Annotated in this window: 12 protein-coding genes; 3 read left to right on the top strand and 9 right to left on the bottom strand. The window is 73.0% G+C overall.

Going from position 1 to position 17,672, the window contains the following annotated elements; all coding sequences use genetic code 11:
• Window positions 1-102: 102 nt before the first annotated feature.
• The 3 genes from ACIGXX_RS24430 to ACIGXX_RS24420 all read left to right on the top strand — a co-directional run bounded on the left by ACIGXX_RS24430 (window position 103) and on the right by ACIGXX_RS24420 (window position 3,295).
• Window positions 103-936: an SDR family oxidoreductase gene (locus tag ACIGXX_RS24430; RefSeq protein ID WP_399978730.1), complete on the top strand. Its 834-nt coding sequence runs from the start codon at window positions 103-105 to the stop codon at window positions 934-936.
• 85 nt (window positions 937-1,021) lie between these two features.
• Window positions 1,022-2,425, top strand: coding sequence for an SMI1/KNR4 family protein (locus tag ACIGXX_RS24425; RefSeq protein ID WP_351166090.1), 1,404 nt, complete (start codon window positions 1,022-1,024; stop codon window positions 2,423-2,425).
• An 84-nt stretch (window positions 2,426-2,509) separates the two neighbouring features.
• Complete coding sequence (locus ACIGXX_RS24420) at window positions 2,510-3,295, top strand: alpha/beta fold hydrolase (RefSeq protein WP_351166092.1); 786 nt, start codon at window positions 2,510-2,512, stop codon at window positions 3,293-3,295.
• 46 nt (window positions 3,296-3,341) lie between these two features.
• Here the strand turns inward: ACIGXX_RS24420 and ACIGXX_RS24415 are convergent, their stop codons facing one another.
• The 9 genes from ACIGXX_RS24415 to ACIGXX_RS24375 form a co-directional block, all read right to left on the bottom strand.
• On the bottom strand, window positions 3,342-5,183 hold the full coding sequence (locus tag ACIGXX_RS24415) for an acyl-CoA dehydrogenase (RefSeq protein ID WP_399978726.1): 1,842 nt from the start codon (window positions 5,181-5,183) through the stop codon (window positions 3,342-3,344).
• Window positions 5,184-5,354: 171 nt separating this feature from the next.
• Entirely contained in the window at window positions 5,355-6,980 is a 1,626-nt protein-coding gene (locus tag ACIGXX_RS24410; RefSeq protein WP_399978723.1) for an AMP-binding protein, read from the bottom strand.
• A 43-nt stretch (window positions 6,981-7,023) separates the two neighbouring features.
• Window positions 7,024-8,040, bottom strand: a complete 1,017-nt coding sequence (locus tag ACIGXX_RS24405; RefSeq protein ID WP_351166098.1) for an acyl-CoA desaturase — start codon at window positions 8,038-8,040, stop codon at window positions 7,024-7,026.
• Between the two features lie 13 nt (window positions 8,041-8,053).
• A complete protein-coding gene (locus ACIGXX_RS24400; RefSeq protein ID WP_351166100.1) occupies window positions 8,054-8,908 on the bottom strand; it encodes an SDR family oxidoreductase in 855 nt (284 codons plus the stop codon).
• Complete coding sequence (locus ACIGXX_RS24395) at window positions 8,905-10,257, bottom strand: protoporphyrinogen/coproporphyrinogen oxidase (RefSeq protein WP_399978718.1); 1,353 nt, start codon at window positions 10,255-10,257, stop codon at window positions 8,905-8,907. Before ACIGXX_RS24395 ends, ACIGXX_RS24400 begins: the two co-directional genes overlap by 4 nt.
• A gap of 3 nt (window positions 10,258-10,260) precedes the next feature.
• Window positions 10,261-11,319 carry an AfsA-related hotdog domain-containing protein gene (locus ACIGXX_RS24390; protein ID WP_399978715.1) on the bottom strand — a complete coding sequence of 353 codons (1,059 nt, stop codon included), beginning with the start codon at window positions 11,317-11,319 and terminating at the stop codon, window positions 10,261-10,263.
• Window positions 11,316-12,707, bottom strand: coding sequence for an NAD(P)/FAD-dependent oxidoreductase (locus ACIGXX_RS24385; protein WP_399978712.1), 1,392 nt, complete (start codon window positions 12,705-12,707; stop codon window positions 11,316-11,318). Before ACIGXX_RS24385 ends, ACIGXX_RS24390 begins: the two co-directional genes overlap by 4 nt.
• The gene (locus ACIGXX_RS24380) at window positions 12,704-13,720 is read right to left on the bottom strand and encodes a 3-oxoacyl-ACP synthase III family protein (RefSeq protein WP_399978709.1); all 1,017 of its coding nucleotides are present in this window, start codon (window positions 13,718-13,720) and stop codon (window positions 12,704-12,706) included. Before ACIGXX_RS24380 ends, ACIGXX_RS24385 begins: the two co-directional genes overlap by 4 nt.
• Entirely contained in the window at window positions 13,702-17,670 is a 3,969-nt protein-coding gene (locus ACIGXX_RS24375) for a type I polyketide synthase (protein ID WP_399978706.1), read from the bottom strand. Before ACIGXX_RS24375 ends, ACIGXX_RS24380 begins: the two co-directional genes overlap by 19 nt.
• Window positions 17,671-17,672: the final 2 nt, after the last annotated feature.

Below are 17,672 nucleotides of genomic sequence, written 5' to 3'. Positions count from 1 at the left end.
GCCGTCATGCTAGATCGAGGGCCGCCGCGGTTCCTGGGTGCGCCGCACCCAGGAGAACGCCGCCTCTCCCACGGGCGCTCACGGCGGGCCAGCCTCAAAGGCATGACCACACACCAGCACCCGGCACACCAGCACCCGGCACAGCAGCACCCGGCACAGCAGCACCCGACACAACAACACCCGGAAAACGCCGTGCAGGTCGACCGCAAGGTCGTCCTCGTCACCGGCGCCAGCAGCGGCATCGGCGCGGCGATCGCCGCACGACTCGTGGCAGAGGGACACCACGTGGTGGCCGGTGCGCGCCGCACCGACCGCCTGAAGGCACTGGCGGACGACACGGCCGAGGCCGCCGCCCACTCGGGCGGCAGCCTGCATCCCGTACAGCTGGACGTGACGGAGCGGGCGGACGTCGCGGCCTTCGTCCAAGCCGCTCGCGAGCGCCACGGCCGCGTCGACGTCGTTGTCGGAAACGCGGGCGTCATGCCCCTGTCGCGGCTGGACTCCCTGCTCGTCGACGAGTGGGACCGGATGATCGACGTGAACGTCCGCGGCCTGCTGCACACGATCGCCGCGGCCCTGCCCGTGTTCGCCGCGCAGGGCGCGGGGCACTTCGTCACGGTCGCCAGCGTCGGCGCCCACGAGGTCGTCCCCACCAGCGCCGTCTACAGCGGCACGAAGCACGCGGCCTGGGCGATCACCGAGGGCCTGCGCCAGGAGTCCGACCCGTCGATCCGGGTCACGACCGTCTCGCCCGGCGTGGTCGAGTCCGAACTCGCCGGCACCATCACCGAGGCCGGTGCCGCCGAGGCGATGCGCACCTATCGGGCCCACGTGATCGGGGCCGACGCCATCGCGGGCGCGGTGTCCTACGCCCTGGCGCAGCCGGCCGACGTCGACGTCAACGAGATCGTCGTACGGCCCGTTCGCCAGCGGTAGTCGACCGCACCGCGCAGCCTCGCCGGCCCGTGGTCGGCGAGGCTCGGCCGGCTGCGGTGTCAGTGGCTCCGCGTACGGTCTGCGCATGGTTGATCGAGACTCTTCCTCGCCCTCGGTGCACGACTTCGCGACCTGGGAGCCCGTGCTGCGACTGCTGCGGGACAGCCGCGCCACCGAGCAGGCTGACAAGGCCGTCCGCGTGGGAGGGCGGATCGGCCGGGAGAGCTGGAATCTGCCCCTGAAGCGCAGGGTGCCGGCGCCCGGTCAGGACGGCCAGGTCGAGGACACGCGGGACGAGAAGGCGGCGGTGGAGCGGGTGCGTCGAGCGCTCGCGCACGCCGGTGTCGACGAGGTCCGGTTCACGGCGAAGATGTCGCCGGACGGGGCGAGTTGGCTCCGTCTGTGCGGGGCGAGCCCTGCCGTGGAGTCGGGCACCGACACCCCGCACCCGGGCGCGCTGCTCCTGGTCGAGGGGGCCGTTCCCCAGCCCTGGCGCCGTCTTCCCGATCCGGTGCCCGGCGCGGTGCGGGCGCCTTCGGCGGATCCGGCGTTGCTGGAGCGCACGCTGCGTGAGCGGCTGCCCGACGCCATCGGTGCGACGGAGGCGGAGATCGCCGCCGCGGAAGCGCGCCTGGGTGTCCCCTTGCCGGAGGAGCTCAAGGCGCTCTACCGGGTGACCCGGCTGCGGGCGGAGGACCGGGATGATGACGACGATGCCGCGGAACGTGCCTGCATGGCCGTCGGCGGCGAGCTCTTCGCCCTGGAGGACCTGTACGTCGCCAACGCGTCCTCGCGGCCCAGCCGTTGGGAGTTCGCGGCGATGGAAGCGGCCGTCACCCCGCCCGACGCCGCGGTGCAGGGCCTGGTCGGCTCGCCCGGCTGGATCGCCTTCGGGGACAACGGCGGTGGCGACCGGCTCGCGGTCGATCTGACCCCCGGCCCGTGCGGACACGTCGGGCAGATCATCATGCTCAGCCACGAGGAGAACGTCGGCGCCGCTCTGGTCGCCGCCTCGCTCACCGACCTGGTGTTGGACCGGCCCGGCGGGCGGCGTCAGGGATCGGGCGCGGACCGGCCTCCGGCCGTGGCCCACGTCAACAGCCGCCGCCTGCCGAGCATCGAGGCCGCCGCACACCCCGCCCTGGAGGTCTTGTCCATCGGCGTATGGGAGGCCGAGCCGCTCAGTCTCGCCCCCGTCACCGAGCTGCCCCGTCTGCGGACCCTGGCCGCCTACCCCGGCACGCTCGCCGATCCTCTGGAGATCGCCGAACTGGGCACGCTGGAGTTCCTGGCGCTCGGCCCGGAGGATTGGCGCGTCCTCCTGGACGCGGGAGCCGTCCCGCGCAGCTTGTCCGCCGCCCTCGTGAAGGTGCACGGCTGTCCGGACCCGCCGTCCACCGTGGGCATGGCCAATGAACTCCTGGCCCTGTGGGGGCGGCCCCAGATCATCCAGGCGGTCGTCGAAGGCGACCTTGGCCCCATGACGTAGAAGTCGCCTTCGCGTCAGCCTGCCTATGATTTCGAGACGGCCCGGTCAGTGGCCGTCGTCGCCCCTCACCGCCCCGAGGCACTCATGGATCCCCGTACACGGCCGTCGCGTTGGCTGGTCCGCCGCCGTGAGCGCCCCGAAGCGCCGCTGAATGTCTACGTCTTCGCGCACGCGGGCGGCTCCAGCGCCGAATATCTGCTGTGGAGCGAGGAACTGACGGAGGTTCAACTGTGGGGCGTGCAGCTGCCCGGCCGCTCGGCGCGCCGCGCGGAGCCCGCGCACACCGCGATCGGCCCCCTCGTCGCCGACCTGATTGCCCAGTCCGTGTTCACCGCGCCCTACATGCTGCTCGGTCACAGCTTCGGCGGCCTGCTGGCGTACGAGACGACACGGGCGCTGCGCCGCGCGGGACGCGAACTGCCCGAGCATCTGATCCTGTCCTCCTGCCCCGCCCCGCACACGTTCGGCACCGGAGGATCGGCCGGCTCGCTGCACACCCTCTCCGACGAGGACCTGATCACGGCGGCCGAGGGGCGCTGGGGCCCGCTGCCCGAGCAGGTGCACGCGCACGCGCGGCTGCGCCGGCTGGTCCTTGGCCCGCTCCGCGCCGACATCAGCGTCTTCGAGACGTACGTCCACCAGTCCGAGCCCCCGCTGGAGGTTCCGGCGACCCTGCTGTGCGGCACGGGGGAGCAGGAGCGGCTCGTCGGTGAGAGCGCGGGCTGGGCCCGGCACCTGGACCGCATCATCCGTCAACGCGTCCTGCCCGGCGGGCACTTCTACTTCCGCGAGAACCGCGCGCCCCTCCTCGACGTCATCCGCGAGGTGGCCGGGGAAGCCGGCGTGGGGCGGCGGCGCGCGAGCACCTGACGGACCCGCCGAGCCGGTCTGCCGCCTCCCGGGCGTCCGCCCCGGCCTACCAGGCGTCCTCGTCCAGGGTCATGAGCACACGGTCCTCGCGGTCGGCGATCTCCCGCTGGGCCGCGACCAGCGGGAGCACCTCCTGGGCGAAGAACACCGCTGTGGCCACCTTCCCCTGGTAGAAGGAGCGTTGGGCCCGGCGTGTCCCGGCCGCGGGGTCCTCGAGGCGCCGGGCCGCCACGCCCGCCTGCCGCAGCAGCAGCCAGGCCACCAGGACGTCGCCGGCCGCCAACAGCAGGCGGGTCGTCCCGCGCCCCACCTGGTAGATGGCCGCGGGGTCCTCGAGCGAGGTGAGCAGGTGCCCGCCCAGGCCGGTCGCCATCGCCTGGAGGTGGGCCGCGGACCGGCCAAGCAGCGCGTGCGCGTCGGCGAGTTCGCCGCTCTCCGGCGCGTCCGCCGCGGTCTTGTCCACCTCGGCGATCAGCGCGGCCAGCGCTGTGCCCTGATCCCTGGCGATCTTGCGGAAGAAGAAGTCCATGCCCTGGATCGCGGTGGTGCCCTCGTACAGGGTGTCAATCCGGGTGTCGCGGATGTACTGCTCCAGCGGGAAGTCCTGCGTGTACCCCGCGCCGCCGAGCGTTTGGAGGGCGTGCCCCAGCTGCTCGCAGGCCTTCTCGGAGCCGTAGCCCTTGACGATGGGCAGCAGCAGGTCGTTGAGGGCGTGTGCCGCGTCGTCGCGGGTGCCCGCCGCCTCGGCCTCGGCGATCCGGTCCTGCACGGTGGCCGTGTGCAGGACAAGGGCGCGCAGCCCTTCCGCGTACGCCTTCTGCAGAAGCAGTGAGCGGCGCACGTCGGGGTGGCGCAGGATGGGCACCCGGGGAGCGGACTTGTCGGCGAGAGCGGTCAGATCAGCGCCCTGAGTGCGGATCTTGGCGTACTCCAGGGCGTTGAGGAAGCCGGTGGAGAGCGTCGCCATCGACTTGGTTCCGATGATCATCCGGGCCTGTTCGATGATGAGGAACATCTGCCGGATGCCGTCGTGCTGCTCGCCCAGCAGCTCGCCGACCGCGGGGCTCTCGGCGCCGAAGGTGAGCTCGCAGGTGGCGGACGCCTTCAGGCCCATCTTGTCTTCCAGCGCGGTGGCGAACACGCCGTTGCGGGCCCCCAGTTCACCGGTCCCCTGGTCGATCACGTGGTACTTCGGGACCAGGAAGAGGGAGAGCCCCTTGGTGCCGGGGCCGTGGCCCTCGGGCCGGGCCAGGACGAAGTGCAGGATGTTCTCGGACAGGTCGTGCTCGCCCGAGGTGATGAACCGTTTGACGCCCTCGATGTGCCAGCTGCCGTCCGCCTGGGGGATCGCCCTGGTCCGGCAGGCCCCCACGTCGCTGCCCGCCTCCGGCTCGGTGAGCACCATCGTCGCGCCCCAGGCGCGCTCGACGAGCACCCGCGCCAGCCTGCGCTGCTCCGGTGTGCCGAGGCGGTCGAGCATCTTCGCGAAGCCGACGGTCGACTGGTACATGTACAGGGCCGGATTGGCCCCCAGTACCAGCTCGGCGACGGCCCAGCGCAGCGACGGCGGCACCCCCGCCCCGCCGAGGGACTCGGGCAGGTCGATCAGGTGCATGCCGGAATCGGCCCAGCGGGCGCAGGCCTTCTTGAAGGACTCCGGCAGTGTCACCGTGCGGTTCTCGGGGTCGTACGTCGGCGGGGTGCGGTCCGCCTCGACGGCGGAGTCGGCGAGTTCGTGGACGGCCAGGCGCTCCACCTCGACCAGGAGGTCGCGGGCGGTCTCGGGCGTGGTGCCCGAAAAGGCGCCGTGCCCGTAGGCCTGTGCGCGGCCGAGGACCTCGAAGAGGTTGAACTCCACGTCCCTGAGATGCGACTTGTAGTGGCTCATCGCGGGGCTTCTCCTTGTGCGGTCTTCCGGACTCGGGTGGAACAGGCGGGACAGGGGGGGCAGGGGGACAGGCGGAACGGGTGGATCAGGGCAGGCGTGGCGGACCCGGGAACGCGGAGGGCCCGGCCGGTCCGCAGACCTGACCGAGCCCTCACCGGCTGCTCGCTTCGGTCAGGCGAACGTCACCCGTGCCACGGGCACGAGTTGCCCCTCCTCGAGCAGCGCGCGGCAGCGGAACCGCTGGATCTTTCCGCTGGGCGTCTTGGGGAGCACTCCGCGCGCCAGGAACAGGCACTCCGCGAGCGCGACCCCGGCCTTCTCCAGGGCCAGCGAGGCGGCCTCCTCGGCGATGGGACGGAAGTCCTTGGGGTTGCCCTGGGGTTCCACCATCAGCACGAGCCGGGACATGCCCGAGTCGCCCGCGTCGACGACGGCGGCGCAGCCCTTGCGGACATTCCTCAGGGAGTCGACCGCCGACTCGATCTCGGAGGCGTAGACCTTCCGGCCGCCCACCGAGAGCATGTCGTCGGCCCGGCCCAGGACGTACAGCTCGTCGTCGCGCACGAAGCCGAGGTCGCCGGTGTGCAGCAGGCCGTCCTTGAAGCGCGCGGCGGTGCGCTCGGGGTCGGCGTAGTAGCCGGTGGCCAGGCTCGGTGACGACACCAGGATCTCCGAGATGCCGCCGCCGCTTCCGGCCCGGACCGAAACCCCGGGCAGGGTGCGGCCGTTGGAGACCAGCCGGGCCGCCTTGGGATGGTCGGGTGCCACCTCGATCACCGAGCCCTCCACCAGGGCGGGGCCGTCGAAGGCGAGCGCCTTGGGTGCCTGGTCCCAGGGTTTTCCGCTGACCGCGAGCGTCGCCTCGGCCATGCCGTAGGCGGGCTGGAACGCGGTCTCGGACAGGCCGTAGGGCCGGAACTTCTCCGTCGCCGCCGCCAGCGTGTCCCAGTCGACGCGCTCGGCCCCGATCACGGCCGCGCGCAGCTTCAGCTCCTTGGGCAGTGCCCCTCTGCCCTGTGCCCGCGCCGCCAGGTAGACGGCGGTGCTGGTGCCCGCCGTCATCGTCGCCTCGTACTCCGCCATGTCCCGGAACCACGTACGCGGCGCCATCCCGAACCGGTCGGGGGTGGACAGCACGAAGTCGAAGTCGTAGGCCCAGGAGTACAGCAGGCAGCCGAACATGCCCATGTCGTGCGAGAGCGGCAGCCAGGAGGCGACGGTGTCGGCGCCGGGGCGGCCGCCGGTCAGGTGCAGGATGATCTGCAGCTGCTGCTCGATGGCCCGGGTGGTCAGCGCGCAGCCCTTGGGAGTGCTGGTGGAGCCGGACGAGTACTGGATGAAGGCCATGTCGTCCCGGCCCGGCGGGCTCGGCTCGATGCGTCCCCCGCCGCGCAGCGCCGACCAGCCGTGGACCGGCAGATCCTTGGCGAGCCGCGCGGGGACCATGGCGGTGAGCCAGTCGTCGACCAGCAGCAGCGTCGGGTCGAGGCGCGCGGAGAGCGCCACCAACTGCTCGCCGTAGGCCTCCTGGCTCTGGCCGCGGGTGGGCAGCGGCAGCGAGGCCGCCGCGCCGCCGGCCAGCCAGATCGCCAGCAGGCCGCGGACCGTGTCGGGGGTGTTGGTGAGGATGGCGGCGACCCGGGTGCCCGGCCCGACGCCCAGGGTGCGCAGCTCGGCGGCCATGCCGTGGGCGTCCCTGACGACATCGCGCCAGGGGGTGTGCTCGAACTCCTCGCCCGTCCACTCGTGCAGCACGCCGTGCGAGGCCCCGTTGGTCAGGGCGTGGAAGAACTCCATGTACGTGATCCCCGTCTGGTTGTCGGCTCGTGCGGTGGCCGCGCTATTCCACGTCCACCAGCGAGGTGTCGCTCTCGCGGGTCTCGCGGCGGCGTTCTGCCATGGGCGCGATGTTCTGCTGGGTCTCCAGGAGTTCCTTCTTGTCCAGGGTGGCGGCGTTGACGCGGCTGACACCGGCCTCACGCATCTCCATGCGCTCGGGGTCGATGCGTACGACCTTCCAGGCCAGGTGGGTCTTCTCCAGGCTCCAGATGAGGATCGCGGAGAGGTCGACCTCGTACCACCGCATGCCGTGGCGGGCGGAGCGCGGGAAGGCGTGATGGTTGTTGTGCCAGGCCTCGCCGAAGGAGGGGATGGAGAGCCAGGCGACGTTGCGCGACTGGTCGGTGGTCTCGAAGCGGCGGCGGCCGAAGACGTGGCCGACGGAGTTGACCGCGTAGGTCATGTGGTTGATCAGGAAGATGCGGACCAGGCCGCCCCAGAGCATGCCGGTCAGGCCGGCCTTCCAGTCGCCGCCGGTGATGGCGTAGGCGATCAGGCCGGGCAGCACGACGCTGGAGGCGGTGACCAGCAGGAGGTTCTCGCTGAGCCAGCGCAGCGGCTTCTCGCGCACCAGGTCGGGGCAGTAGCGCATCGGGTCGGAGGTGAGGTTGACGTCGAAGAGCCAGCCCAGGTGGGCGTGCCAGAGACCGGCCATGGTGCCCTTGAAGCCCGGTTCGAAGTCCAGGTGGGGGCTGTGCGGGTCGCCGGGCTTGTCGGCGACGCGGTGGTGCTTGCGGTGGTGGGCCGCCCAGATCAGCGGCGGGCCCTGTCCTGCCATCACCCCGGCGGTGGCCAGGGCGACGCGGATGGGCTTGTACGTCTCGAACGAGCGGTGGGTGAGCATCCGGTGGTATCCGGTGGAGATACCGAAGCCGGAGATCGCGTACATGATGACCAGGACCACCACGTCCGACCAGCCGAAGATCTCGTTCCACAGCAGGGCCATGGCGCCGAACACCGCGACCAGCGGTATCAGCGACGCCCCGAGGATGAACCAGCGGTGCTTCTTGCCGTCCATGTTCCTGTACCTCTCACTTACGGAAGTTGCGGAAGTTGGGAGTAGCGCCTGACGGATGGGCGGGGGTGTCGTTGCGCGCGCCGCGGAAGACGGGCAGCACCGCCGCGCGCAGCACGGGAAAGAGCAGTGGGCGCGGCGTGTGCCGGCCCGCGAGGTACTGGGCCTTGGCGACCGGCCCGGGGACCACCAGGCGGCGCCCCTGGGCCAGGCCGCGCAGGCCCGCCTCGGCGACCCGCTCGGGCGTCAGCCAGGCCAGGAACTTCTGCTCCTGGAGGCGTGCCATGCCGCCCACCGCGTAGAAGTTGGTGCGCACCGGGCCCGGTGCGAGCAGGGTGCAGCTGACGCCGGTGCCGCGCAGTTCGACGTGCAGCGCCTGGGCGAAGGTGTTGGCGAACGCCTTGCTGGCCGAGTAGGTGGCCGCGGTCGGCACGGGCTGACAGCCCGCGGTCGAGCCGGTGACCAGGATTCCGCCGCGCCGCCGGGCGAGCATGCCCGGCAGCAGCGCCTGCGTCAGCGCGTGCAGCGCGACGACGTTGACCTGGACCTCGGCGCTCTCCTGGGCGGGGTCGTTCTCGCTGAAGGGCCCGCAGGTGGGAAAGCCGGCGTTGGCGCAGAGCACCGAGACCGGTTGGTCGGCCAACTCCGCTTCGAGGGACCGCCGGGCGGCCGGGTCCGCCAGGTCGCAGGGGCGCACGTGCACCGGCACGCGGTGGCGGTCGCGCAGCTCCTTGGCGAGCAGCTCCAGGGCGTCCGTGGAGCGGGCGACGAGCCACAGACCGTGGCCCCGCGCGGCCAGGCCCCGGGCGAGTTGCTCGCCGATGCCGGAGGAGGCGCCGGTGACCACCGCCCAGTCGGCCGGGCCGCTCACGCCGCCACCGCCGACGGGGAGGTGAGGTGCGTGGCGAGGCGGCCTGCCGCGGCGCGGCCCGTGCGGGCGCACGCCTCGATGGACACGCCCTGGATGTAGTCGCCTGCGAGCTCCAGGCCCGCGACGCCCGCGACGTTCTCCCGCACCTCGGCCAGGAAGTCGGCGTGGTGCGGAAGGTAGCCGCTGTAGGCCGCCTTCCAGTGCTTGACCAGGAGGTTGACGCGCTCGGCGCGGGGGGCGCCCAGGTAGGTCACCAGGCGCTGTTCGGTCTCTGTGGTCAGCCGGTCGATGTTCTGCGGGCTGAGGTCGGTCAGGCGTCCCTCGCGTCCGCTGTAGGTGTAGCGGACGATGTGGCGCTCCTCCATGCCGTACGAGCCGGCGTTGCTGCACGGCCCGTCGTCCATGGCCAGCGCGCGCACGTCGTGGCCGAAGATGGGCCGGTCGTACTCGACGAGGACCACGGTGGAGGGGAAGTAGTTCACGTCCGACAGGCGCCGGGCGAGCGCGGGCCGTGCGGAGCGCACGATCTCGGCGGTGGCGTAGGCCGGGGTGGCCAGCACCACGCCGTCGTAGTCGCTGGTGCTCGCGGGCGCCCCGCCCTGGGAGATGCGCAGTCCGGTGACCTTGCCGTCGCGGATCTCCAGGCCCTCCACGGTGGCGCCAAGGCGTACCGGGACCCGCTTGGCGAAGGCCTCCAGGACGGGCTGGATGCCGCCGGCCAGCTGGTCGTAATGGTCCATCAGCATCGCCAGGTTGGTGCCGAACGTGCCGGGGTAGACCTCGTCGGGCTCGGCCCCGTTGTTGCGGATGACCATGGGGCGCACCAGCATGTCCGTCATCTCGCGCCCGAAGAACGAGCTGAGCGGGGCATGGTCGTGGCGCCGTGAGATGCCGCTGAAGTGGCGCGAGCCCAGGAAGCGGTTGCGCTCGTCGGCGCGGATCCGTGCCGCCATCGCCGCCATCCGGGCGAAGTCGCGGGCCGAGCCCATCCGCCGGATGTTCTTCAGGGTCTGGCCGCGCCGCTCGCTGTCGAGGGTGAGGATCTCGCCGTCCTTGATGCGGGAGGCGTTGTAGCCGAAGGACTCGTATGCGTCCGCGCCGAGCTCCGAGGTGAACCAGCGGAACGTGTGGTAGCGCCGCCCGATGTTCTTCCCGCCCGTCATGACCTGCCGGTCGCCGAGCTTGTCGAGGCCGAAGCGGCCGCCGAGGACGTCGGCCGCCTCGACGAGTTCGACGTCGTAGCCCAGGAGGTCCAGGCGCAGCGCCGCGGTGAGGCCGGAGATGCCCGCCCCCACCACGGCCACGCGACGCCGGTTCCGTGCGCTGTCACCTATGTGTGCCACTGTCATGGATCAGACTCCGTGCGCTTGCGCGGTCGTTGGGGCTTGCGGGGTCGCGTCGGGAAGCAGGTCGATGCGGCCCTCGACGATCGGTTTGCCGAACTGGCGCAGGACCACGGCCACCGGGACGCGGCCGTCCGCGTCCCGCTGACCGACGGTCGCCTCGTGGACCAGGTCGGCCTCGAACTCGGCGAAGTCCAGGAAGGCCGCCTCGCAGCCGACGGCGAGGGCGTGCGGGGTGGCAAGGGCCCCGGCTCGGCAGGCCGCGGCGACGGCGGCCTGTCGCATGCCCTCGACCATCAGGGGGCCGGGCACGTGGTCGTACTCGTGGTCGAAGAAGGCGGGGTGGTGCGGGTCGGCCGCCAGCAGGTAGCTGAACGTGCCGCCGTCGGGGCCACCGTCGGTGTGCGTCTCGTGTGCGGGCAGGCCGATGACGACGTTGCGCGGGATCTGGCGTCCCAGCAGGGGGGCCTCCAGGCGCCGCACGGGGGTCGGGCGGGCGTCGGCCACCGGCTTCTGTGCCCGTTGGAAGGCCCGGAAGATGTCGTAGTCCTCCTGCGACATGAAGGCGAGCACCGCGCTGAGGGTCATGGCCGGGCGCCCGCCGATCTCCATGACGCCTTCGAGGACCATGCTCACCACGTCGGAGCCCTTGCCCTGACGTTCGGCGACCCGGTAGTGCACATACCCCTGCAGCGCGGAGGTCCCGTCGTGGGCGTACGCCTGCGGGTCGGTCACCCGCAGCGTGATCCGCTGGAGGCTGAAGGGCAGCCCCACGGGCACCCCGACATGGCGGTGCAGCAGCACGAAGATGGACTGCCGCGCGGCCTCCGCGGAGGCGAACGGGTCGTGGAATCCGGCCCGTTGGTCCGACCAGAGGCTGTGCGCGCGGGGGATCTGGAAGGCGAGGTGGAAGGCGTCGTCGGACCCCTGTACGGAGTCGGTGACGAACACCTCGCCGACCTGCCTGCGGTGGGCGAGGGAGCGGGGCACCGTCTGCTCGAAGGTCAACTCGACGCCCGGGGGCGGCAGGTGGCCGTGTGCGGCGGTGGGCGGGATGGTGCTGGTCATCGGCTCAGCTCCGGTTCGGGCGTGTCCTGCTGGACGGGGCGCGGCTCCGGGCCGCTCTGGAAGACGGGCTTGCGCATCGCGTTTCTGCGCCGGATCTCGGTGGTCGCGAGCTGACCCAGTTCGCCGAGCGTGGCGCGGCGCTGGCCGGGGGCGCGCAGCAGATGTCCGCCGGTGGCGCCGAGCACCCGCGCCGGGGTGAGGACCTCCAGGACGGAGGCCCGGTGGCTCAGCAGGTTCAGGACGCCGTCGACCTTGCCGTGCGCGTGCAGCCCCCGCACGACCCGCGGGACCAGGCCCGCGATGGGTCCGGCCACGCCGAGGTCCGCGGCCAGGCCGTAGTACTCGGCGTAGGTGCGGTCGCGCCAGCGGCCGAACTCCGTGACGGCGCGGTCGAGCCGGACGTCCGACCCGATGGCGTCGCCGACCGCGTCGGCGAGCCGCTGCGCCTGGTGGAAGGCGTCGCCGATGCCGCGTCCGCCCGCCGGGTCCTTGAAGTGCCCGGCGTCGCCCAGGAGCACCCAGCCGGCGCCCGCCGCCTCTCGGAAGTAGCCGAAGAAGCGCCGGATGCCGTAGATCTTGCTCGCCCGGGTGGCGCCGGTCAGCGCCTCGGCGATCGGGGCGCAGCGCATGGCGTGGGCGCGCACGGAGCCGTCGAGGTCGGCGCGGAAACTCTCGCGCTCGTGGCGCTGCGGGGAGACGCCCACGATGTAGAGGCCGTTGTCGGCGGGGCCGCCCAGCATGTGCCGGTCGCCCCAACGGTGGAAGACGAACGTGGGCCGCGGCCCGGTGTCCGCGCCCTTGAAGTACGTCCAGTAGTAGCTGCGTTCGCCCGGACTGACGTGGTACATGCGCGCCCCGCACACCTCGGCGACCTTCGAGGTGCGTCCGTCGGCGCCGACCACCAGGCGGGCCCGCAGCCGTGTCTCGACGCCGCCGGACACCGCACGGACCCCGGTGACGCGATGGCCGGCACGGGTCACGCCGACGACCCGGGTGCCCAGGCGTACGTCGGCGCCGGACGTGCGGGCGGCGTCCACCAGGACCGGGTCGAGGACCTCGCGGCGGATGCAGGCCGCGCCGCCCACGTCACCGGGCTCCTGCGGGAACGCGGTGCGGCAGCGGAACTCCTCCAGGCGCATGTCGACGTGGCTCATGGTGGTGACACCAGCCGCCCGCAGCTGCTCCATCACGCCCAGGCGGTCCAGGAACGCCAGGGAGTCGGCCTGCAGGATGTTCGAGGAGAGCGTCGAGCGGATCTCGGTGGCCTGGTCGAGCACGGCGACCCGCAGCCCGCGGCGCGCCAGGAGCGCGCCGAGGGTGGCCCCCGCGCAGCGCGCACCCACGATGATCACGTCGAACTCCCCGGCCTGCGGGGACGGCTGGCTCATGAGGCGCCGTTCCAGCGCACCGCCGCGGCGGCCGCGAAGTCACCGGCGTGCGCGAAGCCCGACATCACCACGAGGTCGCCGTCGCGCAGGACTCCGGCGCGGGCCGCGCTGTCGAGGGTGACGGGCACGGCGGCGCCGTACAGGTTCCCGCACCGGTCGAAGGTGTCCAAGTGCCGTGCCGGGTCCAGCTTCAGGGCCTGGTGCCAGTTCTTCAGGAAGATCCGGTTGGGCTGGTTGGTGACGAGCACGTCGATGTCCGAGGGCAGCTCGCCGAGGTCGGAGCAGAGCTTGCCGACGAGCTCGGGCACCAGGGTGTTGCCTCGCTGGAGGATCTCCGCCGATTTCTCGGCGTCGAAGCCGATGTCCATCTGGCCCTCTCCCGGCTCCCAGTACTTGCGTCCGTCGGGGGTCTTGATGCCCAGGTCCACGGAGTACGCGGGGATGCTGCGGGTGCGTACGCCGAGGATCGGCGAGCCCGCGCCGGCCTCCAGGTAGGCCACGCCGCAGCCGTCCCCGGGGATCGGCGCGTGCGACAGCTTGCGCACCTGGGTCTGGGCGAACATCTGGCCCGCGGTGTTCTGCACGTTGGCGATCAGCGCGGTGCGGGCCGCTCCGTCGGCCATGATCTTCTGGGCCAGGGAGAGCATGTAGGGGAACGAGGCGCAGCCGCTGTTGTGCAGGTCCACGATCCACTCGGGATCGATGCCAAGGGCGTGCGCGGCCTGGGCTCCGACGCCCATGAACGGTTCGTCGGGCAGCAGCACGTTCGTCAGCAGCACGTCGACCTGGCCCGCGGGCGCCTTGCCCAGGCGTTCGAAGAGCGGCCGGGCCGCCTTGGCGATCATGTCGGCGGCCCGCTCGCCGGGGGCGACATGGTGCCGGGTCGGGGGCACGCGGAACAGCGGGGTGTTGGCCAGCGGGTCCACCGGGGCGTTCTCGTCCAGGAAGAACTCGGGCCCCACCACGTTCTCGGGCAGATAGCTCCCGAAGTCGACTATGCCGACGGGCTGCATGACAGTTCCTTTCGAAGCCAGTCCTCGACGGTGCGTGCCGTGTGAGCGGCGTGTTCCTCGAGGAGCGAGAAGTGGTCGCCGGTGACGGGCGTGACGGTGTCCGCTGCCTGCCACAGCCGCCAGGCGGCGCCGTCCGGCGCGTCGGGCCCCTGTTCCGCGGTCAGCAGCAGCGCGGGCGCCGTCAGCGGGTCGGGCGCCCAGGTGTCGAAGAGCCGCAGATAACCGCCCATGGCCAGCACGCCGTCGTCGTCGAGGTCGCCGAGCGCGCCGTCCCGGGCGAGGATGCGGCCCATCGCCCAGGCGAAGACCGCCTGCTGCTGGGCGGGTTCGGGCTCGTACGTGTCGATCAGTACGACCCCTTCGACGCGGTGCCCGGCGCGCTCAAGGGACGCGGCGGCCGCGTGCGCCAAAACCCCGCCGATGGAGTGCCCCACCAGGACGAGCGGGGCTCCGCCCGCGGTGTGCAGCGCGGCGGCGGCCAGGGCCTCGACCGCGGCGCGCCACGAGCCGGGCAGCAGCGGCGAGGTGCCGAGGCCGGGCAGGGTGAGCGCGGACATCCGCGGCCGGTGGGCGAATCCGGCGGCGAACCGCGCGAACTGGTGCGGGCCCGACCCGGCCAGAAAGGACGGCACGCAGACCACGGCGGGCGTGGCCGGGCCGTCGGAGACCAGCACGGACTCCGGCGGCCCCGCGGGCCGTTCGCCCGTGGTGAAGGTGGGCCGCCCCGCGGCGGTGGCCTGCAACTGCGTGACGGCGTGGGCGAGTTGCCCTTGCCGGTGCAGGTCCTTGAGCAGGTCGGCGGGGCCGTGCGGGGTGTCGGCGGCGCTGGGGGCGAGCAGCGGGCGCAGGTGGTCGGCGAGGGCCGCCGGGGTGGGGTGGTCGACCAGGAGGGTGGCGGGCAGGTCGAGGCCGGTGACGGCGGCCAGGCGCCGCTGGAAGCGGACGGCGCCGAGCGAGTCGATGCCGAGCTCCAGCAGGGTCAGGGCGGGGTCGATGTGCGCGCCGTCCTCGTAACCGAGCACGAGGGCCGCCTGGGTGCGGACCAGGCCGAGGACGTCGTGCGCCTGGTCTGTCCGCTGCGGCCCGTCCGTGCTCGGCCCGTCCGCGCTCGGCCGGTCCTGCGCGGCCGGGGCCCGGCCGGTGGACGGGGCCTGATCCGGGGAGGGGCCGGCAGCCGAGCCCCGGACGGTCTGCGGTGCGTCGATCCAGTGGCGGCGCGGCTGGAAGGCGTAGGTGGGCAGGGAGACGTGGCGGGCCGCGTCGTGGGGGAGGAGCGCCGCGAGGTCGCCGCACGCGCCGTGCGTGTGCAGTTCGGCGAGCGCGCTCATCAGCGCGACGGGCTCGGGCGCGCGCCCGTCGAGGGCGGGGGCGAGCACCGCGGACCCCGGGTCGCGCAGGCAGTGCCGGGTCATCGAGGTCAGCACCCCGCTGGGCCCGATCTCCAGGAACGCCGTCGCCCCGGCGCCCTCCAGGAGACGTACCCCGTCGTGGAAGCGGACGGGCCGCTCGGCGTGGCGCACCCAGTAGTCGGGGCTGGCCAGGGTGGCGGTGTCGGCGAAGGTCCCCGTCACGTTCGAGACGATCGGCACCTTCGGCGCGTGGTAGCTCAAGGAGCCGGCCACGGCGGCCAGTTCATCGAGCATGGGCCGCATCAGCGGCGAGTGGAAGGCGTGGCTCACCTGGAGCCGGCGCGTGCGGCGGCCCTGCTCCTGCCACGGCCGAAGCCAGGCCGCGAGGGAGTCGGCGGCGCCGGAGACGACCACCGAGCGGGGCCCGTTCACGGCGGCCACGGCCAGCTGCCCCTGGCCGCGCAGGCTCTCCAGGACCTCGTCCTCCGTCGCCTCCACGGCGACCATCGCGCCGCCGTCGGGCAGGGCCTGCATGAGCCGCCCGCGCGCGGCGACCAGCGCGCTCGCGTCGGCCAGGGACAGCACCCCGGCCACATGCGCGGCGGACAGCTCGCCGATCGAGTGGCCCAGCAGGAAGTCCGGCGTGAACCCCCAGGACGCGACCAGGCGGTAGAGGGCCACCTCCAGCGCGAACAGCGCCGGCTGCGTCCAGCCCGTGCGGTGCAGCAGCTCCCCGTCGGAGGTGGCGTCGGGGGCGTCCATCACCTGGCGCAGGGGCAGTTCCAGATGCCGGTCGAGCTCGGCGCGGACCGCGTCCAGGGCGTCGGCGAACACCGGGTGGGCGGCGGCCAGGGCGCTGCCCATGCCGGCCTGCTGCGAGCCCTGCCCGGAGAAGAGGAAGGCGGTCTTGCGGGCCCGCCCTGCCATGCCCAGGACGGCGTTGCCCGGCAGCTCCCCGGCACCGAACGCCGCCAATCCCGCCAGGAGTTCGGCGCGGGTGGTGGCGGTGAGCGCGGCCCGGTGGTCGAAGCGGGCGCGAGTGTGGGCGAGTGCGGCGCCGATCTGGGTGGCCGTGGCGTGCGGCTGGGCGGTGGTGAGGTGGGTGTGCAGGCGGCGGGCCTGGGCGCGCAGGGCGGCCGGGGTCTTGGCGGACAGCAGCCACGGCACCACCGGCAGAGCTGCCGGCTCCGGCTCGGACTGCGCTGCTCCGGCGTCGAGCGGCGCCTCCTCCACCACCACGTGCGCGTTGCTGCCGCTGATGCCGAACGAGGACACCGCGGCCCGGCGCACCCGCTCGCCGCGCGGCCAGGGGGTGGCCTCGGTCAGCAGGGAGATGCCGCCGCCGGACCAGTCGGCCTTGGGCGTGGGCCGGTCCACGTGCAGGGTTCGGGGCAGGACGTCGTGACGGAGCGCCTGCACCATCTTGATCAGTCCGCCGACACCCGCCGCGGCCTGGCTGTGCCCGATGTTGGACTTCAGCGAGCCGAGGCGCAGCGGGCGGGCGGCGGTCCGCTCGCGGCCGTAGACCGCCGCGAGGGCGTCGATCTCGATGGGGTCGCCGAGGGTGGTGCCGGTGCCGTGCCCCTCGACCGCGTCGATGTCGTCGGGACCCAGCCGCGCCGCGGCCAGCGCCTGCGCGATCACGCGCTGCTGGGAGCCGCCGTTGGGGGCGGTAAGGCCGTTGCTGGCGCCGTCCTGGTTGACCGCGGAGCCCGCGATGACCGCCAGGACACGGTGGTGGTTGCGGCGGGCCTCGCTCAGGCGCTCCAGCAGGACGACCCCGACCCCCTCGCCCCACCCGGTGCCGTCGGCGGCCTGCGCGTACGAACGGCACCGGCCGTCCGGCGAGAGCGCGCGCTGCCTGCTGAACTCGGTGAAGACACCCGGCGTGGACATCACCGTCACGCCGCCCGCCAGGGCCAGTTCGCACTCGCCCTGGCGCAGCGCCTGGACCGCCAGGTGCACGCCCACCAGGGACGAGGAGCAAGCCGTGTCGACGGTCAGGGCCGGGCCCTCGAACCCCAGCACGTAGGAGACGCGGCCGGAGAGCACGCTGCCCGCCGAGCCGATGCCCCAGTAGCCCTCGAGGTCGTCGGGACCCGACCGCGCCACCTGCGCGTAGTCCTGGCCCGTCGTCCCCACGAACACACCGGTGCGCGAGCCGCGCAGGCCGCCGGGGTCGATGCGCGCGTCCTCCAGGCACTCCCAGACGCTCTGCAGGAGCAGCCGCTGCTGGGGGTCCATCGCCAGGGCCTCGGTGCGGCCGATGCCGAAGAACTCCGCGTCGAACTCGGTGGCTCCCTCCAGGAAACCGCCGGCCCGGGCGTACGTCGTGCCGGGGTGATCCGGGTCGTCGTCGAAGAGCCGCTCCAGGTCCCAGCCGCGGTCGGCGGGGAAGTCGGCGACCACGTCGCGTCCGGCGGCCACCAGGTCCCACAGTTCGTCGGGCGACGTCACGCCGCCCGGGTAGCGGCAGGCCATGCCCACCACCGCGACCGGTTCGTACGCACGCTGCTCCACCTGGCGCAACTGCTCCCGGGTGGCCTGAAGTTCGGCGGTGACCCGCTTGAGGTAGCGCAGTGTCTTGTCGTCGTCGGGCATGG

It is taken from the genome of Streptomyces sp. NPDC055243, assembly GCF_044544025.1.
Classification (GTDB): Bacteria; Actinomycetota; Actinomycetes; order Streptomycetales; family Streptomycetaceae; genus Streptomyces.
This window is presented reverse-complemented; position numbering and strand designations above follow the sequence as displayed.